We start from the raw sequence: 20,293 nt of genomic DNA, 5'->3' as shown, positions 1-20,293 counted from the left end.
TCTCGCTCCTTCAACCTTGGAGCCGCGCTTGGTCAGCGAACTCGTTGTGTTCCGCTGAGTCGTACATCTCGTCCACGAGTGCGCTGAACGAGATGAGTACCGCAGCCCGACGGATCGTGCCCTTGGGAGTAAGCTCTCCCGCTTCAGGCGAGAGCGCACGTGGCGCGATACGGAAGTCCTTGAGCTGAAGGGGACGCGCAAGCTCGGCGTTGAGATCCTCAATCTGCTTTCGCAAGCCTTCGTGCAGCGCGTCCCTGTCGAGCTTGCTGCCGTTCTCAGTCGGCCAGATAATGACGGTGAGGTATTTGCGGCCGTCGCCGACGACCACGGCCTCCTCGATGAGAGAGCTGGCCTTGAGGCGCACTTCAGTAGGCTGCGGATTGATGGTCTTGCCGCCGCTGGTGACGATGATGTCCTTGGCTCGTCCGATGAGCTTGACCTCGCCGGATGCGTCGATTTCAACGAGGTCGCCGGTGCGGTACCATTCCCCGTCCATCACGTCCGCGGTCGCCTCCGCGTCGTTCCAGTAGCCGCGGAACAGCAGAGGCCCCTTCACCAGCAGCTCGCCCTCGCTGACCTTGATCCCAAATCGCGGGTCGGGCATCGCCTTGCCCACGGTCCCAGGGGGTGGAAAGGCACGATCCCACTGCGCGAGGACCCAGCCGCAGGTCTCCGTCGTGCCGTACATCTCGCGTAAGTCCACGCCCCACAGCTGCCACAAGGCATGCACCTCGGGGGTCATCGCTCCCGACGCAGTCCAGGCGATGCTGACCCGGTCCACGCCTAACTTTGCGCGTAGGGGCAGAAATACCTGTTCCTGGATTTGGTCGTAGCGCGTTTGCAACTCGGCAGGCACGCATTCGCCGCGGCGGCGCGCGGCGGCGACCTCGCGGGCCACCGCCATCGCGTCCTCGTAAGATTTCTGGAAAGATGCCGGCGCCCCCTTGATCCCGGCCAGCGCCACGCTGAGCAGCTTCTCATGCAGCCGCGGCGGCCAGACGATCCCGGTCGGACGTACGCCGCGGAGGACCTCCGAAAGCTGGTCCAGGCGACAGAAGGTCACCACCGCCCGGGTCATGATCGGCACGTACACACCGGACATGGCCGGAGAAACATGGGAGAGGCCCAGGAAGCTCAGCGAGTCTCGGCGGGTTGTGGTCAGCTCCGGGTTGAGGACGGCGGAGCCAAGGACAGAGTATTGCAGGGTGCGGTGGGTATGAATGACCCCTTTGGGGGCTCCGGTGGAGCCGGACGTGTAGAACAAAGCTGCTGGCTGGTCGATGTGCCCCCCGGCGAGGCGCTCGTCCAAAAGCGCCGGGTTGGCCGCATCGTGGGCTCGGCCGGTCTCGCGCAGTGCGGCCCATGTCTTGCCGACAATCGTTCCTGGAAGTCCTGACGGGGAGCCATCGAAGCTGATCACGGCTCGCAGGGCGGGAAGCTCCGTGGCAACGTAGACGACCTTTGCCACGTCATTGTCGTCACCAACAACCATGGCAACGGCTTCGCTGTGTCCAACCAGTTGCCTCACTTCCGCAGCCGAACTCATGGGGTAGACACCGACCGGAATCGCTCCGGCCGAGAGAATGCCAAGCGCTGCAATCACCCACTCGCCCCGACCCGGCGCCATGATGGCGACCCTGTCGCCGGGCGCTACACCGAGGGCTGCCAGCCCGAGCGCAACCTCCCGTACGCTCGATGCGTATTGCGCCCACGTGGTCGGGATCGCGCGCGTCCCGTCCCATTGGCAAAACGCGACCTCATCAGGTTCAACCTCGGCTCGTTCCTGCACCATCTGGGCGAAGGTTCGCTCGACGGCTTGGAAGTTGGCAACGCCGGTGTCGGTGACGCCGCTCAGTACCGGCGCCTGCCGTACGCGGACAGTGGCTGCGGGGACGGGATTTGTGGCCATGGTCATCGCTCCGATTCGTGCAGGCCTACCGGCCTGAGTGTGAGTTTGGGGCTGACGCCCTCTCGTCTGAAGGCTGCGACGACGCCCGCGCCTGTCTCCATCCTTGACGGAGGCCTCGGGCCACAGGGTCGTTGAACCAGGACGCAGCCTTGGCGAGCGTCAGTTCGGCCTGGCGCTGATCGACAGCGTCGTCGTAATCGTTCACGGCCTGCTTGAGCGCCGCATAAAGCACAGGCGCTCGGCGGCCGGCCTCTCGGGCCCGGTCAAGCGCCTCCGCCATCAGGCGACCAGGCTCGACAATCACGTCGACGAGGCCCCACCGTGCCGCCTGCTCGGCGCCGACGAGTTCACCGTTCAGCAGCAAGTCACGTGCGGGTCGTGTTCCGATCAGGCGGATGAGGCGCTGGATTCCCTTATCCGCGGGCAGAAGGCCGTGTCTGATCTCGGGGAATCCGAACCGGGCGTGAGGCGCCGCGAGCACCACATCCGCGAACAGCGCGTACTCCACGCCGCCGCCGACACAATCGCCATTGACGGCGGCAATGACCGGAGCCGGGTATCGCTCCATCGCGACAAGAAGGTTATGGAAACCCCGCATCCGGGCTTCGACCGGGTCGGCGGCGCCTCCGTCAGCTTCCTTGATGTCACCGCCCGCGCAGAAGAACCGCCCCCCTGCACCGGTGATCACGATCGGCGTCGGGTCTCCACGATCTTGGAACAGCGCCGTCATGGCGAGCAACAGCGCGCGGTTCAGGGCGTTCGCCGGAGGCCTGTCGAGCGTCGCGACCACGACGCCCTCGTGGTCGGCCGTCCGCAGCCCGGCAGCCACATCGCTTTCGTGCCGCGCCGATAGAGCCGTCATCGGATGTCTCTCGTGTCTGATTGCTGCGGTGGGTGGCGGAGCCGCCCTCGCTCTTCGTCGAGGGAGGGCGCGGCGACTGCTTCGCGCGGAACGCCTGCCAATGTCGCGGGCCATCATCATGCATCGAAGTCTGGCACCGCTTCGTCGCACCGGGCTCACGCCGGCTTCTTGGCTTCCGCGAAGCGCTTGCGTTTCTCTCGAAAGGCCGCGACGGCTTCTTTGCGATCGGGACTCTTGAAGGTCAGCGCCTCGAGCGCCATCGCGGTATCCAGATTGAGATGCACCTGGTCCTTGATCAGCTTGTTGACGCTGTATTTTGTCCAGACGATTGCGTTGCGTGGGCCACTCGCGAGCAGTTCGGCGTATCCGATCGCATGATCGAGAACAGTACCTTCCGGCACGACCTTGTTGATCATCCCCGCAGCCGCCGCGTCTTCCGCCGAAATGAAGTCGCCGGTCATCAAGAAGTGTTTGGCCCGTGCCGGCCCCAGGAGAAGCGGCCAGATTACAGCGCCCCCATCTCCGGCGACGACGCCGGCCGTAACATGCGTATCGGCGAAACGGGCACTCGGCTGGGCAAAGATGACGTCGCAAAACAGGGCGAGCGTGGCGCCCAGCCCGACCGCCACGCCGTTCACGGCCGCGATGACGGGGGACTCGACTTCGAGGAGGTTCCTGATCAGATGTCGACCCGAGCGCGTGGGCGATATCGGATGCCCGCCGGTATCAAGCGCGTTCTGATCACCCCCTGAGCAGAAGCCCCGACCAGCGCCAGTGAGCACAATGGCCTTCACCGCGGGGGCGTTATCGAGGTCTACGAACACCTCCTCCAACGCGGTATGCATAGGCCAATTGATGGCGTTGAGGATTTCAGGCCGGTTCATGGTTATGACGGCCACACCGCTCGGACGTATCTCTACGAGCAAGCCTTCGTATTTCTTGTCTTTCATCTTATGTCTCCAGTTCTTCAAACAGGCATCAGGCAGAGGCCGCAGGATGACGGACTGCGCTGGCGACCGTCTCGGCGGCCGCCTTGGCGTTCTCGAAGGCCTCGCGCTCGGCATAGTGGGCAGGGCGGGCGGCGCGGATGTCTGCAAGGACCGCGTCGGACGTGCGCACGACCGACCGGGGGTTCTTGAACCTCGGGATGACGTACTTGCCGAACAGCTCGATCGACTTCATCAGCTCCTTGTGCGGCATGCCGTCGATCCGGAGAGCAAGCGCGTCGATGCCCATGTCGACGAACCGCTGGACCTGCTTGGCGCAGGTATCGACGTCGCCGACGATGAAGCTCCCGGACTCGTCGAACAAATAGCGCTCGTTCTTGAAGTCGATGTTCTTGATCTTGCCGAGCGATCCATAGTCGGCGGACAGCTTCGAGAGCCGCTCATAGGCGTCGATGGACAAGGCGACGCTATGAGCCAGCGTGGCCGCCCAGCGTTCCGCCTCCTCGTTTGTATCGGCGCAATGCATTCCGCCGGATATCACCGCCACCTTCTGCGCCTGCACGGGGTATACGTGCTCGGCGCTCGCCAGCTCCTTGTCATAGAGTTCGGCCGACCTCTGCACAGAGGTGAACCCGCTATAGCCGCCGCCCATCATGGCGCCGATGCCCATGTGCGCCGCGGCGGTGATCGATTGCGGGCTCGAGGTCGCCATCATGATTGGCGGATAGGGCAGCGTCACGTGCTTGGGCGTCAGGCTGCGCGGCGGAATCTTGTAGTGCTCGCCGACGAAAGAGAAGATGTCGTTCGATAGGGCCCGGCGGATGACCTCGATGCCCTCCATCTGCTGCGCCTTGGTCTCCTCGGGGTCGACCTCGAAGGCGCGCAGCGCGAGGGTGGTGTTGCCGCGGCCGACGGCGAGCCCGACGCGACCGTTCGACAGGATATCCTCGGTCGCCAGCCGCTCCGCGACGCGCAGCGCGTGATTGATCTTCTTGGGAAGCGGCGTGATCAGGTGGATGAACTGGATCCTGCTGGTTAGCGCCATCATGTACGGGTAGATCACCTCGGGAGCCGACGTCGAGGCCGTGCCGATCGCGAAATGCTGTTCGGAGCACCCGAACGCGTCGAATCCGACTTTCTCCGCCAGAATCACTTCGTCGATGAGCTCGCGATAGCGGTGCGCGTGGGTGTGTCCCGGCTGGGTCTCCCCCTCGCTGAAGAAGATGAACCGCATGCGTTGTGCCTCCTCCGCACCTCAATGTTAATCTATACTAACTTTATGGCCGGCCACCTCACCCTGTCAACAACCTTTCAGCGCCGACCATCTAGAACCGTTCTTTGCGATGCCGGCTTTATAGCTGGTATAACGTCTGATAATCGTGCAATGAAAAATATTCAGCCCCCTCGCCCAGCGATCTGGCGGCGGTCCAGAAAAGTGAATCTATATTCACATGAGGATGAAATGAGACGTTCACATGATCCGTTCATTGAGCCCGGGGCAGATGCTGGCGCGCGGGATGACACGGTGCTTCGCGGCCGCCACGTGGTACGGTGCGCCTCAATGAATATTCAGCCCATACCGATCAAGCGGGCATACAGCAGCGGGCGGCGGGAGCAGTTGATCGCGGTCGCTGCTGAGCTCTTCCTGCAGCACTCATACGACGCGGTCACAGTTGAAATGATCGCAGCGCGCGCCGGCATCACTGGTCCTGGATTGTATCGCCACTTCCAGAACAAGCAGGCAGTCCTGATCGCGGTTCTGGAGGAACCGACGCAGATCGTGCACGAGGTTGCAAAACGGATCGCGGAGACGACGAAGGATCCAAAGGCCGCCATGATAGCGATGGTCGAGTCGCACATCCGGTTGATCCTTAAAGGACCACCAAGCACTCTGATCTTCACCAAGAACGAGCACGCTCTTCCTGAACACGACCACAGGCGGATCCGGCGCGAGATGGCGTTGTACGCCGAAGAGTGGATTTCCGTGATAATCCCTCTGCGGCCCGACCTGTCCGAACCCGAGGCACGACTGCTGACCCAGGCCGTGTTCTCCATGCTCAACACGGCTGCGACGCTTAGGAAGGGCCTCGACGAGGAGTCGATCTTCTCCACTATGCGCCAGGCCGCGCTGCACGCGCTGCTCGGCCGCGGCGACCTCTGATCTACACCTGTCCTGCCGGCGCAAACCCTATCGCTCAGACGGTCCTCGCGGCCGCAGAATCCCACGCATTAGCCATGGCTGCACATGAGAGATCGCACTGTGATTGGCGCGTCCCGCGCGGGCCAGGTTTTGCCTAATTTCCTTCGGCCCTAGCTACGGAGGCGTGTGGTGCTTGAGTTAGCAGACTTACCCTTAGGTCCGGCGGGTCAGGCGTCCCCAAGCGCAGCACCGCGACGGCGCAGCGGTGAGTCGCCTACAAGGCTTCCGCGCATACCGTTCTAAGGGAAAGCATATGCATCGGGTCTTCCAACAATTCATTGATGCAATAGTCAGCGCCGAAGATGCCGAAGGCTTCTCCAACGCGCTGGCGGAAACAGCATCGGCTTTGGACCTATCGTGTTTCGCTTATCTCGCTCTCCAGAGCGAAGAAGACAGGAAGCCCCGACTCATCTCAACATATCCAACGCGATGGACGACCCATTATCTAGACAAGAAATACCAAGTCATTGATCCCGTCATTCGAGAAGCCCTTCAGAGCCCGGAGCCCTTTCGATGGGGAATCGATTTTCGATCACAAACCAGTTCAAAAGAGCAGCGGCGACTATTCGATGAAGCCGCGCAATGCGGAATCCGGTTCGGCTTCACGGTGCCGATTCACGATGGGCATGGGCCAATCTCCGCATTGACTTTCGCTACTGACGAGAGCCGGCCACAATTCGAGAAATGCATTGATTCGTACACGCGTGTTCTTCAACTCATGGCGATGTATTTTCATGCTCACGTTCGTCGCAAGCTCGGAAACGAACGTGGTCTCGACGGAATTCGGCTATCGCGCCGCGAAGTAGAATGTTTGGAGTGGGCGGCTCGAGGAAAGAGCTCTTGGGAAATCGGCTGCATTCTCGGTATTTCGCGCAACACAGTTGCGTATTACTTGGAGAATGCGAAGGAAAAGCTCGGCGTTCGCACAATCGCGCAGGCGATAACACACTTGGCGGCTGCAAATAGAAAACAGCAAAATTAGGGTGCCCTCCCCCTACAACTACAGGTGATGATTTGAGGCGATAATCGCGCTTCAACGAAGGCTATTCAACACTTCTGGAGGGATTATGATCCAGTTGATCACACCACCTTCGTACGGAGAGCTTTCCGACACCCTCGTTGAGATGCATCGGTTGCGGCATCGTGTCTTCAAACTGCGCATGGCATGGGAAGTTGAGACCAGCGGCGACATGGAGATCGACCAATTCGACGCGCTGCATCCTGACTATCTAATCCAGGTAGATGAAAACGGCCAAGTGCAAGGTTCCGTACGCCTGCTCCCCACGCTTGGCCCGACCATGCTTCGCGACACCTTTCCCGCGCTTCTTGAAGGTCAACCCGCGCCGTCAACTCCGCTAGTATGGGAAAGCAGCAGGTTCGCTATCGACATTGCATCCGACGCCCCCAAAGGAAATCACGGCATAACTCGCGCCGCATACGAGCTGTTTGCCGGAATGGTCGAGTTCGGGCTCTCACGACAACTCACTGATATCGTTACTGTCACAGATCTCCGAATGGAGAGAATCCTTCGACGGGTCGGTTGGCCGCTGCGACGCATTGGCAATCCGGCCACAATCGGCAACACCGTGGCCTTGGCGGGTTACCTTGCGATTTCGAGCGAAGTTCTCCGGAATCTCCGTAAGGCCGGAGGTCTTTCGACACCGACTCTCTGGACGCCGGTAATCTTTGCTGCCGCCTAGAACGATCCCTGCCAATGAACGAGATAGAGTCCTCGCCTGGATTGGGGACTTCCTGTCTTGTGGTTTGTTACCGAGCTTCGAAAATGACAGAAACCGGGATCCGACACGATCGGCGGAACACAGCGAGCGCGATTGACCTGCAACAGCTTCGATTCGCTGTGGTTGCCAGCGACTACGGGAGCTTTCGACGAGCCGCTGATGTCCTTTCGATCAAGCACACTGTCCTTAGCCGATCCATCGGTCAGCTTGAATATCTGGTTGGAACTTCACTATTCGAGCGCTCCAGCGGAGGAATCAAGCCCACTATCGCTGGCCAAGCGGTTTTGCGAATTGCCCGACTGATCCTGGAACAGGTCGACATACTCGTTGAAACCGGGAGGTCTGGTGGTCGCGGCGATACTGGCCATCTTGTTATTGGCTTCTACACGTCCGTGTCTACCGGCAATTTGCGAGCGACGATAGGTGAATTCAAGAAGCGGCTCCCGCAGATCGAATTGGCAACGATGGAACGCTCTCGCTTTCATCTGATGACCGCGCTGCGTAACGGGACTGTCGACGTCGTCGTTAGCCCTGGACGTCTGGCTTCAATGGACGTCAAATCACTACTGCTGTGGAACGAGCGCATCTTGATCTCGTTGCCTCAGGATCACTGCCTAGCGGCGCGCGAGACCATCCATTGGGCAGATTTGCGTAACGAAAAGATACTTCTAAGCAAGATTGATCCTGGACAAGAGCTCGAGGATCTCCTGATTTCGAAGCTCGTGTCACCTGACGACCGGCCCGCAGTAGAGCGCCATGACGTGAGCCGCGGCATTATCAAAAATCTGACGAGTATGGGCATGGGGCTCAGTCTGGTGATGGAATCGGATATCGGCGCAAGTTTCGCTGGGCTTGTGTACCGGGAGTTGCACGACGGAACGGGACCTAGCCGGGTGGACTTCTTTGCGCATTGGCGCGACCACAATGAAAATCCGGCTCTAAACCGTTTCCTCGATCTGTTGGCAGAGCGCTATCCCTCACCTCCGCCGGCTCTCGGGGAATGACCAGCTCGTCTGGCCTTTGCAAATCCTCGGTCCGTGGCCATAAAGCGCGCCAGCATCGGTGCGATTAACTTCACCGGATCGATGCGCTGCCCACTTTCGCTTGCCAAGGCCTCTGCATATGCGACGAGATCCCGATGCACTGATGCCGGAAGTTCAGCGGCGACCTTGACCGGCTTGTCGTCGGGCAGTGCTGCTATTTTAAGCTTGGGCATGCCATCATCCTCCGTATGGCACAAGTATGAGGTCACGATTTACGAGAACGCGAACCGGAAAGCCAGGTCGCACGGTGAGAGTGGGCTGTATGTTGAGACTGCGCCGAACCACCTGCTGTCCGGTCTGGTTCAGTGAGTCCGAGGCGCCGTGCCGCAACGCCTGGATAATCGCACTGTCGTTGCTGTTAGTGTCGGAGCCTGCGCCCAGTTCCGTCCCGACAGCCAAGAACGTCGATAACGCGGCGGCCTTGAATAGCTCGCCCCAGTGATTGTCGATTTGGTCTTCAAGGCCCGCATACCCTGCGGTGTCAGCGCCAGGCTGCCGCTCGAGAACGATAGAACGTCCATTCGGCATGATGAGCCGCGTCCAGACCAGCAGGACGCGAGACTGACCGAAGGTGACCTGACTATCGTACATGCCAATCAGACGCGCTCCCTGAGGCACGAGGAGAAAGCGGCCGGTCGGCGTGTCAAAGATATTCTCGGTTACCTGCGCCGTAATTTGCCCTGGCAGGTCCGATCGGATCCCGGTGATCAGCGCTCCCGGAATCACGGTCCCGGCCTGCACGATATACGGAGAAGAAGGCTTGGTGATGCGGTCAGGGCTGACTGTGCGACGATCCACGGAAGCATTAACGAAAGCAAGCTTCCGGTCCTGACCATTCTGCGCAGATCCATCGTCGCCAGCGCTCGTTGCGCTCGCCGACACGACGCGCTCGCTGCCAACAGCCGCCGCAGCAGCAGGCGGACGCACTTCTCGTCCGTTGGTCGAAGCGAACAGATGACTGGTGTGGGCTGCCTCGGTCTCCTGATTCCGGCGCTGCTGGTCCGGATCAGCGCCGCTCGTCGGCGGCTGGCCTTGAGCGGCAAGGATCGGTCGACCAAGGTCCCCTGGGAGCGGCGGACCGAGTTGCGGAATTGGCTGGCGCGGAACGCCAGCATAATCCTTCGGCAGTGTCGTAATGCCGTCGGCAACATTGTGATGATCCGTACTGTAAAGCTCGTCGGCCGTCGAGTTTCGGGAACGATTGTTCTGCAGCGACCACAATACGGTTGCACCTATGACGAGCAATGCAACGGCGCTTCCTCCGGCCAGGACTTTCCGGGACAATCGTGTCACACGCGGATGTTCTGCCCTCAAGCGGAAGCTTTTGGTCTCCTCCCCCTGTGTCTCCGGCGAAACTGCTTTCTCGTGATCGTTTCCGTTCGGGGTGTTCATGACGACGGCCTCCCGTCGGTCCTGACAATCCTGACCTTCTGCTGGTGCTCACCGCCGAGCCGGAGTTCGGCGGCCGCAAAGAGCCGATCCACGATCAGCACGTTGCCGTAGGCGCGGTAGTTGACGAGTTCGGTCTTGCCGTCCGGGCCGATGACGAAAAGTGGAGGCATCTCACCCTGCACCATGCCTTGCGGGAATTCGACGTAGACCTTGCGGCCATCGTCATATGCGGCGAGCGGCCGCCAGGGTGGACTGTCCCCTTCGATGGCATAGCGGGAGATGCGCTGCGCCGGCTCCGGAAGAACGGGCTTCAGAGCGACCGAACGCGATCGTTCCCGTGCAGTTTCTGGATAGTACCAGGCAACAGACGGCATGTATGGCCGCTCGCGGGAACGGAGCTCGATCAGATAGGTGCGCCGATCGGTATTGACGACCAGGTTGGTCTCGATTGACGCGCGGGTCGGCTTGACCAGGATGTGGACGCGTCGCGTGTCGCCGTTCCCGCTCTCGGTATCGCCCACGACCCAACGTACGGTATCTCCGGCCGCGATGGGCCCCGATCCCGTCAACTGTTCCCCTTCCTCGAGCGCGATATCCGTGATCTGCCCGGGCGCGGCGTAAATCTGATAGAGAGCGCCAGGACTGTAGGCGTAGATTTGCGCCGCGTTGAAATACCCCCGCTTGCGCGGTTCGACCCGGGCGGCGCTGTTTGCCGTCTCAACCCGGCTCACGGGTTCTGGCTCTTCCTTCCCGGCCGACTTGCCGCCGAGCGCCGGCTTCCAGAGCGGTGGAATGTGAAGCGGTCGCAATCTGTCGTCGAAATGCGCAGGAGCCGCCGGCAACGGAGGCACGTCCGCGTCATAGCTGATCTCCGGCGGAATGTAGGTCGCGCACCCACCGAGCGCCGAGGAACCGACCAGGAGAGCCAACAGAATTGCTCGCTTCGCGGCCACGAATTCCGGCAGTGCCGAATTGTGCGGGATGGGCCGGTTCGAATGAACGTCATGCGGCGTCTTGGTCACTGACCCAACTCCTTTGACCAGTTGATGGCGCGGACATAGACGCCAAGGGGGTTTTTGCGCAGGCGTTCGGCATCGCGGGGTGTCTCGATCACGATCGAGAGAATTGCAGTCCAGCGCTCAGTCGAACTCAACGAGCCGTTGTCGTAGACGCGCTGGGTCCACGCGACGCGAAAGCTCTCCGAAGACGCGCGAATGACGCTCGAGACGTCTACGGAGATTTGAGCCTTGCCCAGCTTCGCAAAGGGGTCATCGTTGCGCGCATAGTCGTTCAGCGCAGCCGCCCCACGATCCGTCGTAAAATCATAGGCCCGGAGCCAGTTTTGGCGCAGAACGATACCGTCGGCCGGCAGGCCTCTGACGTCCTCGATGAAGCGCGCCAGATGGTAGGCGATCTGAGCGTCAGTAGGTTGATAGTCGATGTTGGCCGGCGCAACTCTTTGGGCTTGGCCGAGATGATCGACTTCAACGACCCAGGGCGTGATTGAGCCTTGGCTCGATTGCCAGACAAGGCTACCTGCGAGACCGGCCGATAGCGTCAGGCAGCCGAACGCCATTAAGCGCCAATTCTTGGCTTGTAAGCGGGCGGATCCAATGCGTTCATCCCAAACCTGCGCTGCTTTCTGATACGGCGTAACCGGTTCGGGCATACGCCCGTAGTGCACTGATGGTCGTTTGAACATCGATAGTTGCCCCTGAGATCAAGTGATCGGTTTCGAATCGTGCGGTGTCCGCGTTTCATGCGCCCGCGCAGCGGCTGGCGAAGGTGCAGTGGCTAAGTGTCAGCGCTCTCCTTCAGACAAATCGACGGAAGAGCCGCTGCCACCGTGATCGGCGGAGCGGACCGCGTGGCCGGCTGCCGATGCACCGTGCCGAATAGTCTCGGCATGCTTCATGCGCCGCGCCCAATCGGGCTGACCTTCAGCCGAGGTGCTCGCGGCCTGCGCGCCGGCTTCCCCACCTGCGCCGAGCGTAGCCGCTGCACGACGCAAGGGGCTCATGGCAGCGGAAGCGCCGGCCTCCGCGACGCCGGCAAAGCCGCCGCTCCGGTAGGCGGCTGATGTTGCGCTCATGGCGGCGCCGCCGCTACGCGCGGCACCCGCAATCGCGCCGCCAGCGAGACCGGCACCGCCGGCGGCAAGACCTGCGCCCGCCGCAACAATGCCGCCGGCAGCAAGGCCTGTTCCAATCGCCGCACCGGCGCCGAGTTGCGGTCCGCCCGACACCAGGCCGTTGGCGATTCCGGGACCGAAGATGCCCAGGCCCAGCAAGGAGAGCGCCGCAAGCACCAGGGTCATCGCGTCTTCAATGGTCGGCTGGGCGCCGCCGAAGCCTGCGGTGAACTGCGAGAACAGGGTCGAACCGATGCCGACGATGACGGCCAGGACCAGCACCTTGATCCCTGAGGATATGACGTTGCCCAAGACCCGCTCTGCCGCGAACGCAGTCTTGCCAAACAAGCCGAAGGGAATGAGCACGAAGCCGGCAAGCGTGGTGAGCTTGAACTCGATCAGGGTGACAAAGAGCTGGATCGCCAGAATAAAGAAGGCGAGCAGCACAACGACCCAGGCGAACAGGAGAACGACGATCTGAACGAAATTCTCGAAGAAACTGATGTAGCCCATCAAGTTGGAAATCGAATCGAGCAGCGGTCGGCCGGCGTCCAGCCCGACTTGAGCGATCTTTCCTGGCCGCAGGAAGTCCGACGCGGAGAGGCCTGCGCCAGATGCTTTCAACCCAAGACCCGCAAAGCTCTCGAAAACGATGCGTGCCAGATTATTCCAATTGCCGATGAGATAGGCAAAGACGCTTACGAAGAGCGTCTTCTTGACGAGGCGCGCGATGATGTCTTCGTCCGGCCCCCAACTCCAGAACAACGCAGCAAGCGTGATGTCGATCGCGGCGAGGGTCGCTGCGAGATACCCAACGTCGCTACCGAGCAGCCCGAAGCCGTTGTCGATGTAACGCGTGAACGTTTCCAGGAATTGGTCGATGATCCCCGTACCCGTCATGGCTTGCTCGCCTCGGGCGTCGCCGGTTGCGGATATCCTTGCGGGATCCGGCTCTGATCCTTTGGGGCGGGCCCCAACACCGCGGCGGGTTCTTCTTGGCCAGGAACCGCGGCACCGGATTTCCTGGCCAAGAAGCGTCGCCGGTTTTCGGCCCACACTTGCTTGCAGTGCTGATAACCCGAGGCTTCCTGCGCAGTGACACTGCGGCAGCGTGCAAGGTCAGAGCTGGTTGCATTTGTCGTCTGCTCCACCTTCGGCGGCGGAGGAGGACCGTCTCCGCCACGAAGCTGAATCGTGCAGGCAGTGACGACCAACACACCTATTGTCGTAAGCAGCGACAACGCCTTGAATGCCCTTACGTCGGTCATCAGTGGAACATCTGCACATTGGAGGATTGATAGCCCTGTCCTGGCGTCAGGAACCGCCTGAACTGCTCTCGTCCCTGATCCTGGGCCGAGGCGCGCTGAGCCGCTTCGAGGCTCTGCACCCTGCCCTGTGCCGTCACGACAGCGGTGAGGTCGGCAAGCTGCTGCGCGTTCAGCGCGAGAATCTGATTGCCAGCTTGCGTTGCCTGCAGAGCGCCGCTTGCGCCTTGGCTAGACGTTACGAGCGCGGAAGTCTGGATGCGGTTGGTGTCGAGGTTGCCAACAATGCCCGCCTGAACGCGCAGCGCGTCTTGCGTTGCGGCATAGGAATTTTGCCATCGCGATTGAGCGTTGGCGACTAGCAACTGATTCGATTGGCTACCCGTGGCCGGCGCATAGCTCGTCGAAAACGCGCGATCTATCTGCTGGACGTCATAGGCGATACGCTGGGCCTGGGCCAGCAATTGCTGGGTACGCTGGATCGACGATTGCAGTTGCTGCAACGAAGAGTACGGCAGGTTTGCTAGATTCCTAGCCTGATTGATCAGCACCTGCGCCTCGTTCTGTAACGAGGTAATCTGGTTGTTTATCTGCTGCAGTTCCCGCGCAGCTGTCAGGACGTTCTGAACGTAGTTGTTGGGATCAAAGACGATCAGCGCCCGCGCGGGCACCGCGACGCTAAGCACCACCGCGATAGTGCCAGTAGCCGCCAATAGGCCAAGACGCCTCATAGCGATTTCTCCAGATTGACGAGATTGGGGATCAGATCGCTCGCCCACGCGACGCCACGTTGCTCGAGCCAGGCAGGCACGAAGCCGTCTGGTCCATGTTCGGCGATGAGCTGCGTGATGGCGGCCTGGTCTGTCTTGGAAGAGGCTGCGGTGAATGCGAGCGCAACCTCGCCTAGCCCAAGTTCGAACATCCGGTTGCCGCGCCGAGACTGGCAGTAGTAGTCGCGCTTTGGCGTTGCCCGGCTCAGAAGCTCGATCTGGCGGTCATTGAGGCCGAAGCGGCGATAGATGGCAGTGATCTGCGGTTCGATCGCCCGTTCGTTTGGCAGCAACAGGCGCGTTGGACAGCTTTCGATGATCGCTGGTGCGATCGCGGAGCCATCGATGTCCGAGAGCGACTGGGTAGCGAAGATGACGGAGGCATTCTTTTTCCGAAGCGTCTTCAGCCATTCCCGGAGTTGCCCCGCAAAATCCTCGTCATCGAGGGCAAGCCAACCTTCATCGACAATCAGGAGTGTCGGCCGGCCGTCGAGTCGGTCCCCAATACGATGGAAGAGGTACGCCAGCACGGCCGGCGCAGCACTCGTTCCGATCAAGCCTTCGGTCTCAAACGCTTGGACCGAGGCCTCGCCAAGGCGCTCGAATTCGGCATCGAGCATGCGCCCGGACGGACCGCCGAGGCAATATGGTTGCAAGGCGCGTTTCAGGGAGTTCGATTGGAGCAGGACTGACAGGCCCGTCAGGGTGCGCTCCTCCCTCGGCGCCGAGGCGAGAGATGTCAGCGCCGACCAGAGATGATCCTTGACCTCCGGGGTGATCTCGACCTTTTCCCGTGCCAGGATCGCGCCGATCCATTCCGTCGCCCATCCGCGCTCGGAAGGATCATCAATCCAGGCCAACGGCTGCAGGGCGACGGGTTGTTCATCTCCGTCGGACAATGCGCCGCCGAGATCATGCCAATCACCGCCCATGGCGAGGGCGGCCGCCCGAATCGAACCACCGAAGTCAAACGCGAAGACCTGTGAGTTCGGATAACGCCTGAACTGTAGCGCCATCAGCGCGAGCAACACTGACTTGCCAGCGCCTGTCGGCCCCACCACAAGGGTATGACCGACGTCGCCGACGTGGAGCGAGAATCGGAACGGCGTTGATCCCTCGGTCTTGCCGAACAGAAGCGGCGGACCCTTGAAGTGCAGATCCCTCGCCTCTCCGGCCCACACGGCCGACATCGGAATCATATGAGCGAGGTTGAGGGTCGATACCGGCGGCTGCCGCACGTTGGCGTAGACGTGCCCGGGCAGACTGCCGAGCCAGGCTTCGACGGCGTTCACCGTCTCGATCATGCAGGTGAAATCGCGGCCCTGGATGACCTTCTCGACCAGCCTCAGCTTTTCATCGGCAGCATTGGGATCGCGGTCCCAGACAGTGATGGTCGCTGTAACAAAGGTTTGTCCGATCTGATCCGACCCCAATTCCTGCAACGCCGCGTCGGCATCAAGCGCCTTGTTGTGTGCGTCGGTATCGAGCAGCGTCGACGCCTCGTTGGTCATGACCTCCTTGAGAATGGCGCCAATCGACTTTCGCTTGGCGAACCACTGCCGCCGAATCTTGGTCAGCAGCTTGGTGGCGTCGGTCTTGTCGAGCATGATTGCGCGCGTCGACCAACGATACGAGAATGCCAGGCGATTCAGGTCGTCCAGGATCCCCGGGGTCGTCGCGCCCGGGAAGCCGACAATCGTCAAGACTCGCACGTTCGCTGAACCCAGCATCGGCTCTAGCCCGCCGGTCAACGGCTGGTCGGACAACAGCGCATCGATGTACATGGGAATTTCGGGCACCCGAACCCGATGACGCTTGGTCGAGATCGTCGAGTGCAGGTAGGTCAGCGTGTCCTGATCATCGAGCCAGCCGCATTCCGGCATGAACCCTTCGACGAGTTGCAGCACGCGGTTGGTTTGATCAATAAACCCGCGCAGCACCTCCCGGGCATCTGCTCCAACGGTGCGGTCGCGACCTTCATAGAGCAATCGCTCCGCCTTAGCCGCCCCCTCCTCGGGAGGTAGATAGAGGAAGGTCAAGAAGTAGCTGGACTCATAATGGGCGCCCGCCTCTTCGAATTGAGCTCTGCGCTCGGCGTCGACCAGTGCAGACGCGACATCCGGAAAGGTGTTCGGCGGGTAAGCACCCGCAAAATGGCGTTGCGCTTCAACGAAGACCGCCCAACCAGATCCCAGACGGCGCAGCGCGTTATTCAGGCGACCGGCGACGCCGACAAGTTCGGCCGGCACCGCGCTGTCGAGGTCAGGCCCCCGGAGCTTTGCTGTCCGCTGGAACGAGCCGTCCTTGTTCAGGATGATTCCCTCGTCGACGAGGGCTGCCCAGGGCAGGAAGTCGGCGAGACGCGCGTTGGAATGACGATATTCGGCAAGGTTCATCATGACCGAGAACTCAGACGTTGAGATGACCGGGAATGCGCAGATGTCGGCGCACCACGTCGACGAAGGCGGGGTCGCGTTTGGCGGCCCAGACGGCAGCCATGTGACCGATGAACCAGAGCACGAGCCCCGCGATCCACAGCCGCAATCCAAGTCCAAGGGCCGCGGCAAGTGTGCCGTTGACGATCGCGACCGACCGCGGCGCGCCGCCCATCAGGATTGGCTCAGTAAGTGCGCGGTGAACGGGCACGACAAAGCCTGCGACCGGTTCATCCATCAGATCACCACGCCGCCGCCGAAGGAGAAGAAGGACAGGAAGAAGCTCGAGGCGGCAAACGCGATCGACAGACCAAACACGATCTGGATCAACCTGCGGAAGCCACCTGACGAGTCTCCGAATGCGAGCGTGAGCCCGGTCACGACGATGATGATGACAGCGATGATCTTGGCGACCGGTCCCTCCACCGACTGCAGGATCTGGTTGAGCGGCTGCTCCCACGGCATGTTCGAGCCGGCCGCCCACGCCGGTGCCGACACCAAAAGAACCGTGCCGGAGGCCGCCAATGCCGGCGCATCTCGAAGACAACGAAATTCCAAGCGCATGTCAGTCTCCTGCTGATGAAAGGCTGTAGTCGCCGGCGGCACCAAGCCCCGCGATGAGGGCGAGTTCGGCGAGGCGGCGATCGGCACCGCGGCCCGCAAGGACGGCGACGAGGTTGATGGTCTCGGCGATGAGCGCGCGTGGAACCGTGATGACGGCTTCCTGGATGAGTTGCTCGAGCCGCCGCAGTGCGCCGAGCGCGGTGCCGGCATGAATGGTCCCGATGCCGCCAGGGTGGCCGGTGCCCCAGGCTTTGAGCAAATCGAGTGCTTCGGCGCCGCGAACCTCGCCGACGGGAATGCGATCCGGACGCAATCGCAGCGAGGAGCGGACAAGGTCGGACAGCGTCGCCACGCCATCTTTGGTCCGCAAAGCCACAAGGTTAGGCGCTTTGCACTGGAGTTCGCGTGTATCTTCGATCAGAACGACCCGATCGGAGGTCTTTGCCACCTCGGCCAAAAGCGCATTCGTCAAGGTGGTCTTGCCAGTCGATGTCCCACCGGCGACAAGGATGTTCTTCCGTGCGGCGACCGCGTTCTTCAGAATTTTGGCCTGCGCCGAGGTCATGATCTCCTTGGCGACGTAGTCGTCGAGCGTAAACACAGCGACCGCGGGCTTGCGGATGGCGAAAGCAGGTGCAGCAACGACCGGAGGCAAGAGACCCTCGAAGCGCTCTCCGGTCCCAGGCAATTCGGCCGAGACGCGTGGCGAGCCGGCATGCACCTCCGCGCCCACGTGGTGCGCCACCAGGCGAACGATGCGTTCGCCGTCCGCCGCCGACAGCGTTTCGCCGGTGTCAATCAGGCCACTGGACAACCGGTCGATCCACAGCCGGCCATCGGGATTGAGCATCACCTCGATGATTGTTTCATCTTCGAGGTAACCCGCGATCGCCGCGCCAAGTGCGCTACGCAGCATTCGCGCACCGCGCGAATTCGCTTCCGATTGAATGGAATGGATTGTCACCGCGGTCCCCACCGAATGAGAACGCCCAAAGGGCGTCCTCAGATGGATGATTAGAAAAGGCACCAAACGATCAAAGGCAACGAGTGCTTTCGGCGATCGTAGATCGGCGTAGAAAAGGAAAGACTGGAACAGAAACTTGAGGCGCGCTCAATCGGATCAGTTCGCGGGTGCTCACCACTCCGCATCATCATCCGCGGTCAATAGTACGACCGCCCCCTCATACAAACCGACTGACTCGACTGCTTCGGAAACATCAGCCGGCCTGAAGAAAGGAGTTGAACTGACCCATGACGCGAAAGATCGGCGCCAAGGTAGCGCGAACCAAGTCAACGCCGCGATCTGCAGTGCTACGTTGAGACCGAACGCGACTTGATAGGCTTGGACGGGCCTGTGGCCATCGTTCGTAAGCCATTGCTCCAAGATCAGACCCGTCGCGTATTGGACCAGAAATGCCCAACCGAAGTGCAGAACGTTCAAGGCGCCGTTGGCACGACCAGCAAGCTCTGGCGGATAGTAATCAGCGATCACCGCGAAACTGACCACGGTTGCCGTTCCGACAATCGCTACAGCGGACCACGGTAAAATGGACGGCAAAGGCACGCGCAAGATCAAGGCGATCTGTGCCACGATGAACAACAGAGCGACTATCGCTAATACTGTCTCCGCCCCGCCTCCTCTTCGTCTGATGTAATGGACCGCCGTCCCGAACAACCAGGCACCGCCGCTAAGTACGAGCGACATCATAAACAACTGTCTGACAAGACGCGCCCGGTCAAACCCCTCCACGTCCATCAGCCACGGCGATGCCCACAATCCTTGCAAAGACCAGGCCGATCCAACGCAAGTCGCAGACAACGGCGCAATGCGCCAGAAACGCTTATCGCCAAAAACGGAGCTAAGGGTAGCGGAGATTGGCTCTGTCGATGGGACAATGACTCGTTCAGGAACTACGACATAGATGAGCATAGCCGTGGCGCCGGTCGTGGCCGCCAGGATTTCGAAGAGTTGCCGCCAGTCCATCCAGGTGAGTAGGTGTTCGACGGGAACCGTGGCGGTCACCGCCCCTAGTGACCCCAGCATAATCATGTAGCCGTTCAGCAAGGCTACTCGTTCCCTGGGAAACCATAAAACTATGGACTTCAGTCCGGACGTCAGCGCTGCCGCCACCCCAAGCCCGATCATTGCGCGCGCGATCAAAAGTGACAGGAAGCCGGTCGAGACCGCGAATAACCCGGCGCCCGCCGTGGCGACCAAAAGCAGAGCGCTCTGTACGCGACGCGGACCAAAGCGGTCCAGCAATATACCGACGGGGATCTGAGCCGCCGCGAAAACAAGGAAATAGACTGACGTAAGCAACCCGAGGTCGGCGGTCCCGAGCCCGGTATCCGAGCAGAGATGACCGGCGATCAGGGCGTTGATCGTGCGAAACAGATACGAAAGATAGTATCCAGCGGAAAAAGGGAGAAAAACGCACGCAATTCGACGCCATGCTATTGAGATTTGCATGCTGGCCCTTCTTGCTCGCTCAGCTCGTTCGAGCCGATAGCGTGTCCAGCTTTTTGTCGGTTCGCTAAATTGCAGTGGTCGTAGGCTGGCGTAGAAAAAGGCGGGGCCGGCACGATAGCGTGTCCAGAGACTCAATCAGCTTCGCCCACCGGTTCCTGACGGCGGATATCTTCTGGAATCTCGTGCAGAAAGCTCTGCCCCTTTTGCAAACGGCGCCCGAGCGCCTCGACAAATCCTTCAAAGCGTTCCCTACCCTTTATTTGCGCGGCCGCCTGTGCGTCGTTGGGCAACGGTGGCGTGATCGTCAGCCAGAAGCGGATGAAGAGGGCCAAGGTCTCGGCTGTCAAACCAACGTCACGCTCCAGTCTTTGCATCTGGCGCGACATCCGATCGAGGCGACGGGTAAACGCCGCCTCCCGCCTGTCCGATCCGTCCGGTGAAAGAAACGAAGCAACAGCCGTTTCGACGATCGCTGAGCGGGACAGCTTCTTGCGATCGGCCAGATCAGATATCTGCTTCAGAAGCTCCGGCGGGAAATATACGTTCATCCGGTCGCGCATATTGCC

General features: G+C 61.0%; 21 protein-coding genes. 4 read left to right on the top strand and 17 right to left on the bottom strand.

Annotation, left to right across the window (positions count from 1 at the left end; all coding sequences use genetic code 11):
- Positions 1–10: 10 nt before the first annotated feature.
- The 4 genes from AB7Z56_RS13530 to AB7Z56_RS13515 form a co-directional block, all read right to left on the bottom strand.
- Positions 11–1,909, bottom strand: a complete 1,899-nt coding sequence (locus AB7Z56_RS13530) for an AMP-dependent synthetase/ligase (RefSeq protein WP_441256308.1) — start codon at positions 1,907–1,909, stop codon at positions 11–13.
- A gap of 25 nt (positions 1,910–1,934) precedes the next feature.
- Complete coding sequence (locus tag AB7Z56_RS13525) at positions 1,935–2,771, bottom strand: enoyl-CoA hydratase/isomerase family protein (protein ID WP_441256307.1); 837 nt, start codon at positions 2,769–2,771, stop codon at positions 1,935–1,937.
- A gap of 155 nt (positions 2,772–2,926) precedes the next feature.
- Entirely contained in the window at positions 2,927–3,721 is a 795-nt protein-coding gene (locus tag AB7Z56_RS13520) for an enoyl-CoA hydratase/isomerase family protein (protein ID WP_441256306.1), read from the bottom strand.
- Between the two features lie 28 nt (positions 3,722–3,749).
- A complete protein-coding gene (locus AB7Z56_RS13515; RefSeq protein ID WP_441256305.1) occupies positions 3,750–4,952 on the bottom strand; it encodes an LLM class flavin-dependent oxidoreductase in 1,203 nt (400 codons plus the stop codon).
- Between the two features lie 327 nt (positions 4,953–5,279).
- Here AB7Z56_RS13515 and AB7Z56_RS13510 point away from each other — a divergent pair, with 327 nt between their 5' ends.
- From AB7Z56_RS13510 to AB7Z56_RS13495, 4 genes are all read left to right on the top strand, one after another.
- Entirely contained in the window at positions 5,280–5,879 is a 600-nt protein-coding gene (locus AB7Z56_RS13510) for a TetR/AcrR family transcriptional regulator (RefSeq protein WP_441256304.1), read from the top strand.
- Positions 5,880–6,171: 292 nt separating this feature from the next.
- Positions 6,172–6,900 carry a LuxR family transcriptional regulator gene (locus AB7Z56_RS13505; protein WP_441256303.1) on the top strand — a complete coding sequence of 243 codons (729 nt, stop codon included), beginning with the start codon at positions 6,172–6,174 and terminating at the stop codon, positions 6,898–6,900.
- 85 nt (positions 6,901–6,985) lie between these two features.
- The gene (locus tag AB7Z56_RS13500; protein ID WP_441256302.1) at positions 6,986–7,618 is read left to right on the top strand and encodes an acyl-homoserine-lactone synthase; all 633 of its coding nucleotides are present in this window, start codon (positions 6,986–6,988) and stop codon (positions 7,616–7,618) included.
- An 83-nt stretch (positions 7,619–7,701) separates the two neighbouring features.
- Positions 7,702–8,661 carry a LysR family transcriptional regulator gene (locus AB7Z56_RS13495; protein ID WP_441256301.1) on the top strand — a complete coding sequence of 320 codons (960 nt, stop codon included), beginning with the start codon at positions 7,702–7,704 and terminating at the stop codon, positions 8,659–8,661.
- Here the strand turns inward: AB7Z56_RS13495 and AB7Z56_RS13490 are convergent.
- The 13 genes from AB7Z56_RS13490 to AB7Z56_RS13430 form a co-directional block, all read right to left on the bottom strand.
- Positions 8,628–8,873: a DUF2274 domain-containing protein gene (locus AB7Z56_RS13490; protein ID WP_441256300.1), complete on the bottom strand. Its 246-nt coding sequence runs from the start codon at positions 8,871–8,873 to the stop codon at positions 8,628–8,630. The two genes, AB7Z56_RS13495 and AB7Z56_RS13490, sit on opposite strands and share 34 nt — an antisense overlap.
- Before the next feature lie 4 nt (positions 8,874–8,877).
- Positions 8,878–10,092 carry a TrbI/VirB10 family protein gene (locus AB7Z56_RS13485; protein WP_441256299.1) on the bottom strand — a complete coding sequence of 405 codons (1,215 nt, stop codon included), beginning with the start codon at positions 10,090–10,092 and terminating at the stop codon, positions 8,878–8,880.
- Positions 10,089–11,114, bottom strand: a complete 1,026-nt coding sequence (gene trbG / locus AB7Z56_RS13480; RefSeq protein WP_441256298.1) for a P-type conjugative transfer protein TrbG — start codon at positions 11,112–11,114, stop codon at positions 10,089–10,091. The genes AB7Z56_RS13485 and trbG overlap by 4 nt, the downstream gene beginning before the upstream one ends.
- Complete coding sequence (gene trbF, locus AB7Z56_RS13475; RefSeq protein WP_441256297.1) at positions 11,111–11,794, bottom strand: conjugal transfer protein TrbF; 684 nt, start codon at positions 11,792–11,794, stop codon at positions 11,111–11,113. Before trbF ends, trbG begins: the two co-directional genes overlap by 4 nt.
- 99 nt (positions 11,795–11,893) lie before the next feature.
- Positions 11,894–13,123 carry a P-type conjugative transfer protein TrbL gene (gene trbL / locus AB7Z56_RS13470; protein ID WP_441256296.1) on the bottom strand — a complete coding sequence of 410 codons (1,230 nt, stop codon included), beginning with the start codon at positions 13,121–13,123 and terminating at the stop codon, positions 11,894–11,896.
- Positions 13,120–13,491, bottom strand: coding sequence for a putative entry exclusion protein TrbK-alt (gene trbK-alt / locus AB7Z56_RS13465; RefSeq protein WP_441256295.1), 372 nt, complete (start codon positions 13,489–13,491; stop codon positions 13,120–13,122). Before trbK-alt ends, trbL begins: the two co-directional genes overlap by 4 nt.
- Positions 13,491–14,219 carry a P-type conjugative transfer protein TrbJ gene (gene trbJ, locus AB7Z56_RS13460; protein ID WP_441256294.1) on the bottom strand — a complete coding sequence of 243 codons (729 nt, stop codon included), beginning with the start codon at positions 14,217–14,219 and terminating at the stop codon, positions 13,491–13,493. The genes trbK-alt and trbJ overlap by 1 nt, the downstream gene beginning before the upstream one ends.
- Positions 14,216–16,657 (bottom strand): conjugal transfer protein TrbE, encoded by a 2,442-nt coding sequence (gene trbE / locus AB7Z56_RS13455; protein ID WP_441256293.1) that lies wholly within the window; start codon positions 16,655–16,657, stop codon positions 14,216–14,218. Before trbE ends, trbJ begins: the two co-directional genes overlap by 4 nt.
- A 10-nt stretch (positions 16,658–16,667) precedes the next feature.
- The gene (locus AB7Z56_RS13450) at positions 16,668–16,931 is read right to left on the bottom strand and encodes a VirB3 family type IV secretion system protein (RefSeq protein ID WP_079587685.1); all 264 of its coding nucleotides are present in this window, start codon (positions 16,929–16,931) and stop codon (positions 16,668–16,670) included.
- Positions 16,931–17,257 (bottom strand): TrbC/VirB2 family protein, encoded by a 327-nt coding sequence (locus AB7Z56_RS13445; protein WP_441256292.1) that lies wholly within the window; start codon positions 17,255–17,257, stop codon positions 16,931–16,933. The genes AB7Z56_RS13450 and AB7Z56_RS13445 overlap by 1 nt, the downstream gene beginning before the upstream one ends.
- A gap of 1 nt (position 17,258) precedes the next feature.
- A complete protein-coding gene (gene trbB, locus AB7Z56_RS13440) occupies positions 17,259–18,173 on the bottom strand; it encodes a P-type conjugative transfer ATPase TrbB (protein ID WP_441256291.1) in 915 nt (304 codons plus the stop codon).
- A 219-nt stretch (positions 18,174–18,392) separates the two neighbouring features.
- The gene (locus AB7Z56_RS13435) at positions 18,393–19,727 is read right to left on the bottom strand and encodes an MFS transporter (protein ID WP_441256290.1); all 1,335 of its coding nucleotides are present in this window, start codon (positions 19,725–19,727) and stop codon (positions 18,393–18,395) included.
- Positions 19,728–19,858: 131 nt separating this feature from the next.
- On the bottom strand, positions 19,859–20,287 hold the full coding sequence (locus AB7Z56_RS13430; protein ID WP_441256289.1) for a CopG family transcriptional regulator: 429 nt from the start codon (positions 20,285–20,287) through the stop codon (positions 19,859–19,861).
- Positions 20,288–20,293: the final 6 nt, after the last annotated feature.

Origin of the sequence: Bradyrhizobium sp. 482_C4_N1_8 (assembly GCF_052075965.1) — a bacterium.
Taxonomy (GTDB): Bacteria; Pseudomonadota; Alphaproteobacteria; order Rhizobiales; family Xanthobacteraceae; genus Bradyrhizobium; species Bradyrhizobium barranii.
Note: the sequence above shows the minus strand (reverse complement) of the source record. Positions and strands in the feature narration are given on the sequence as shown.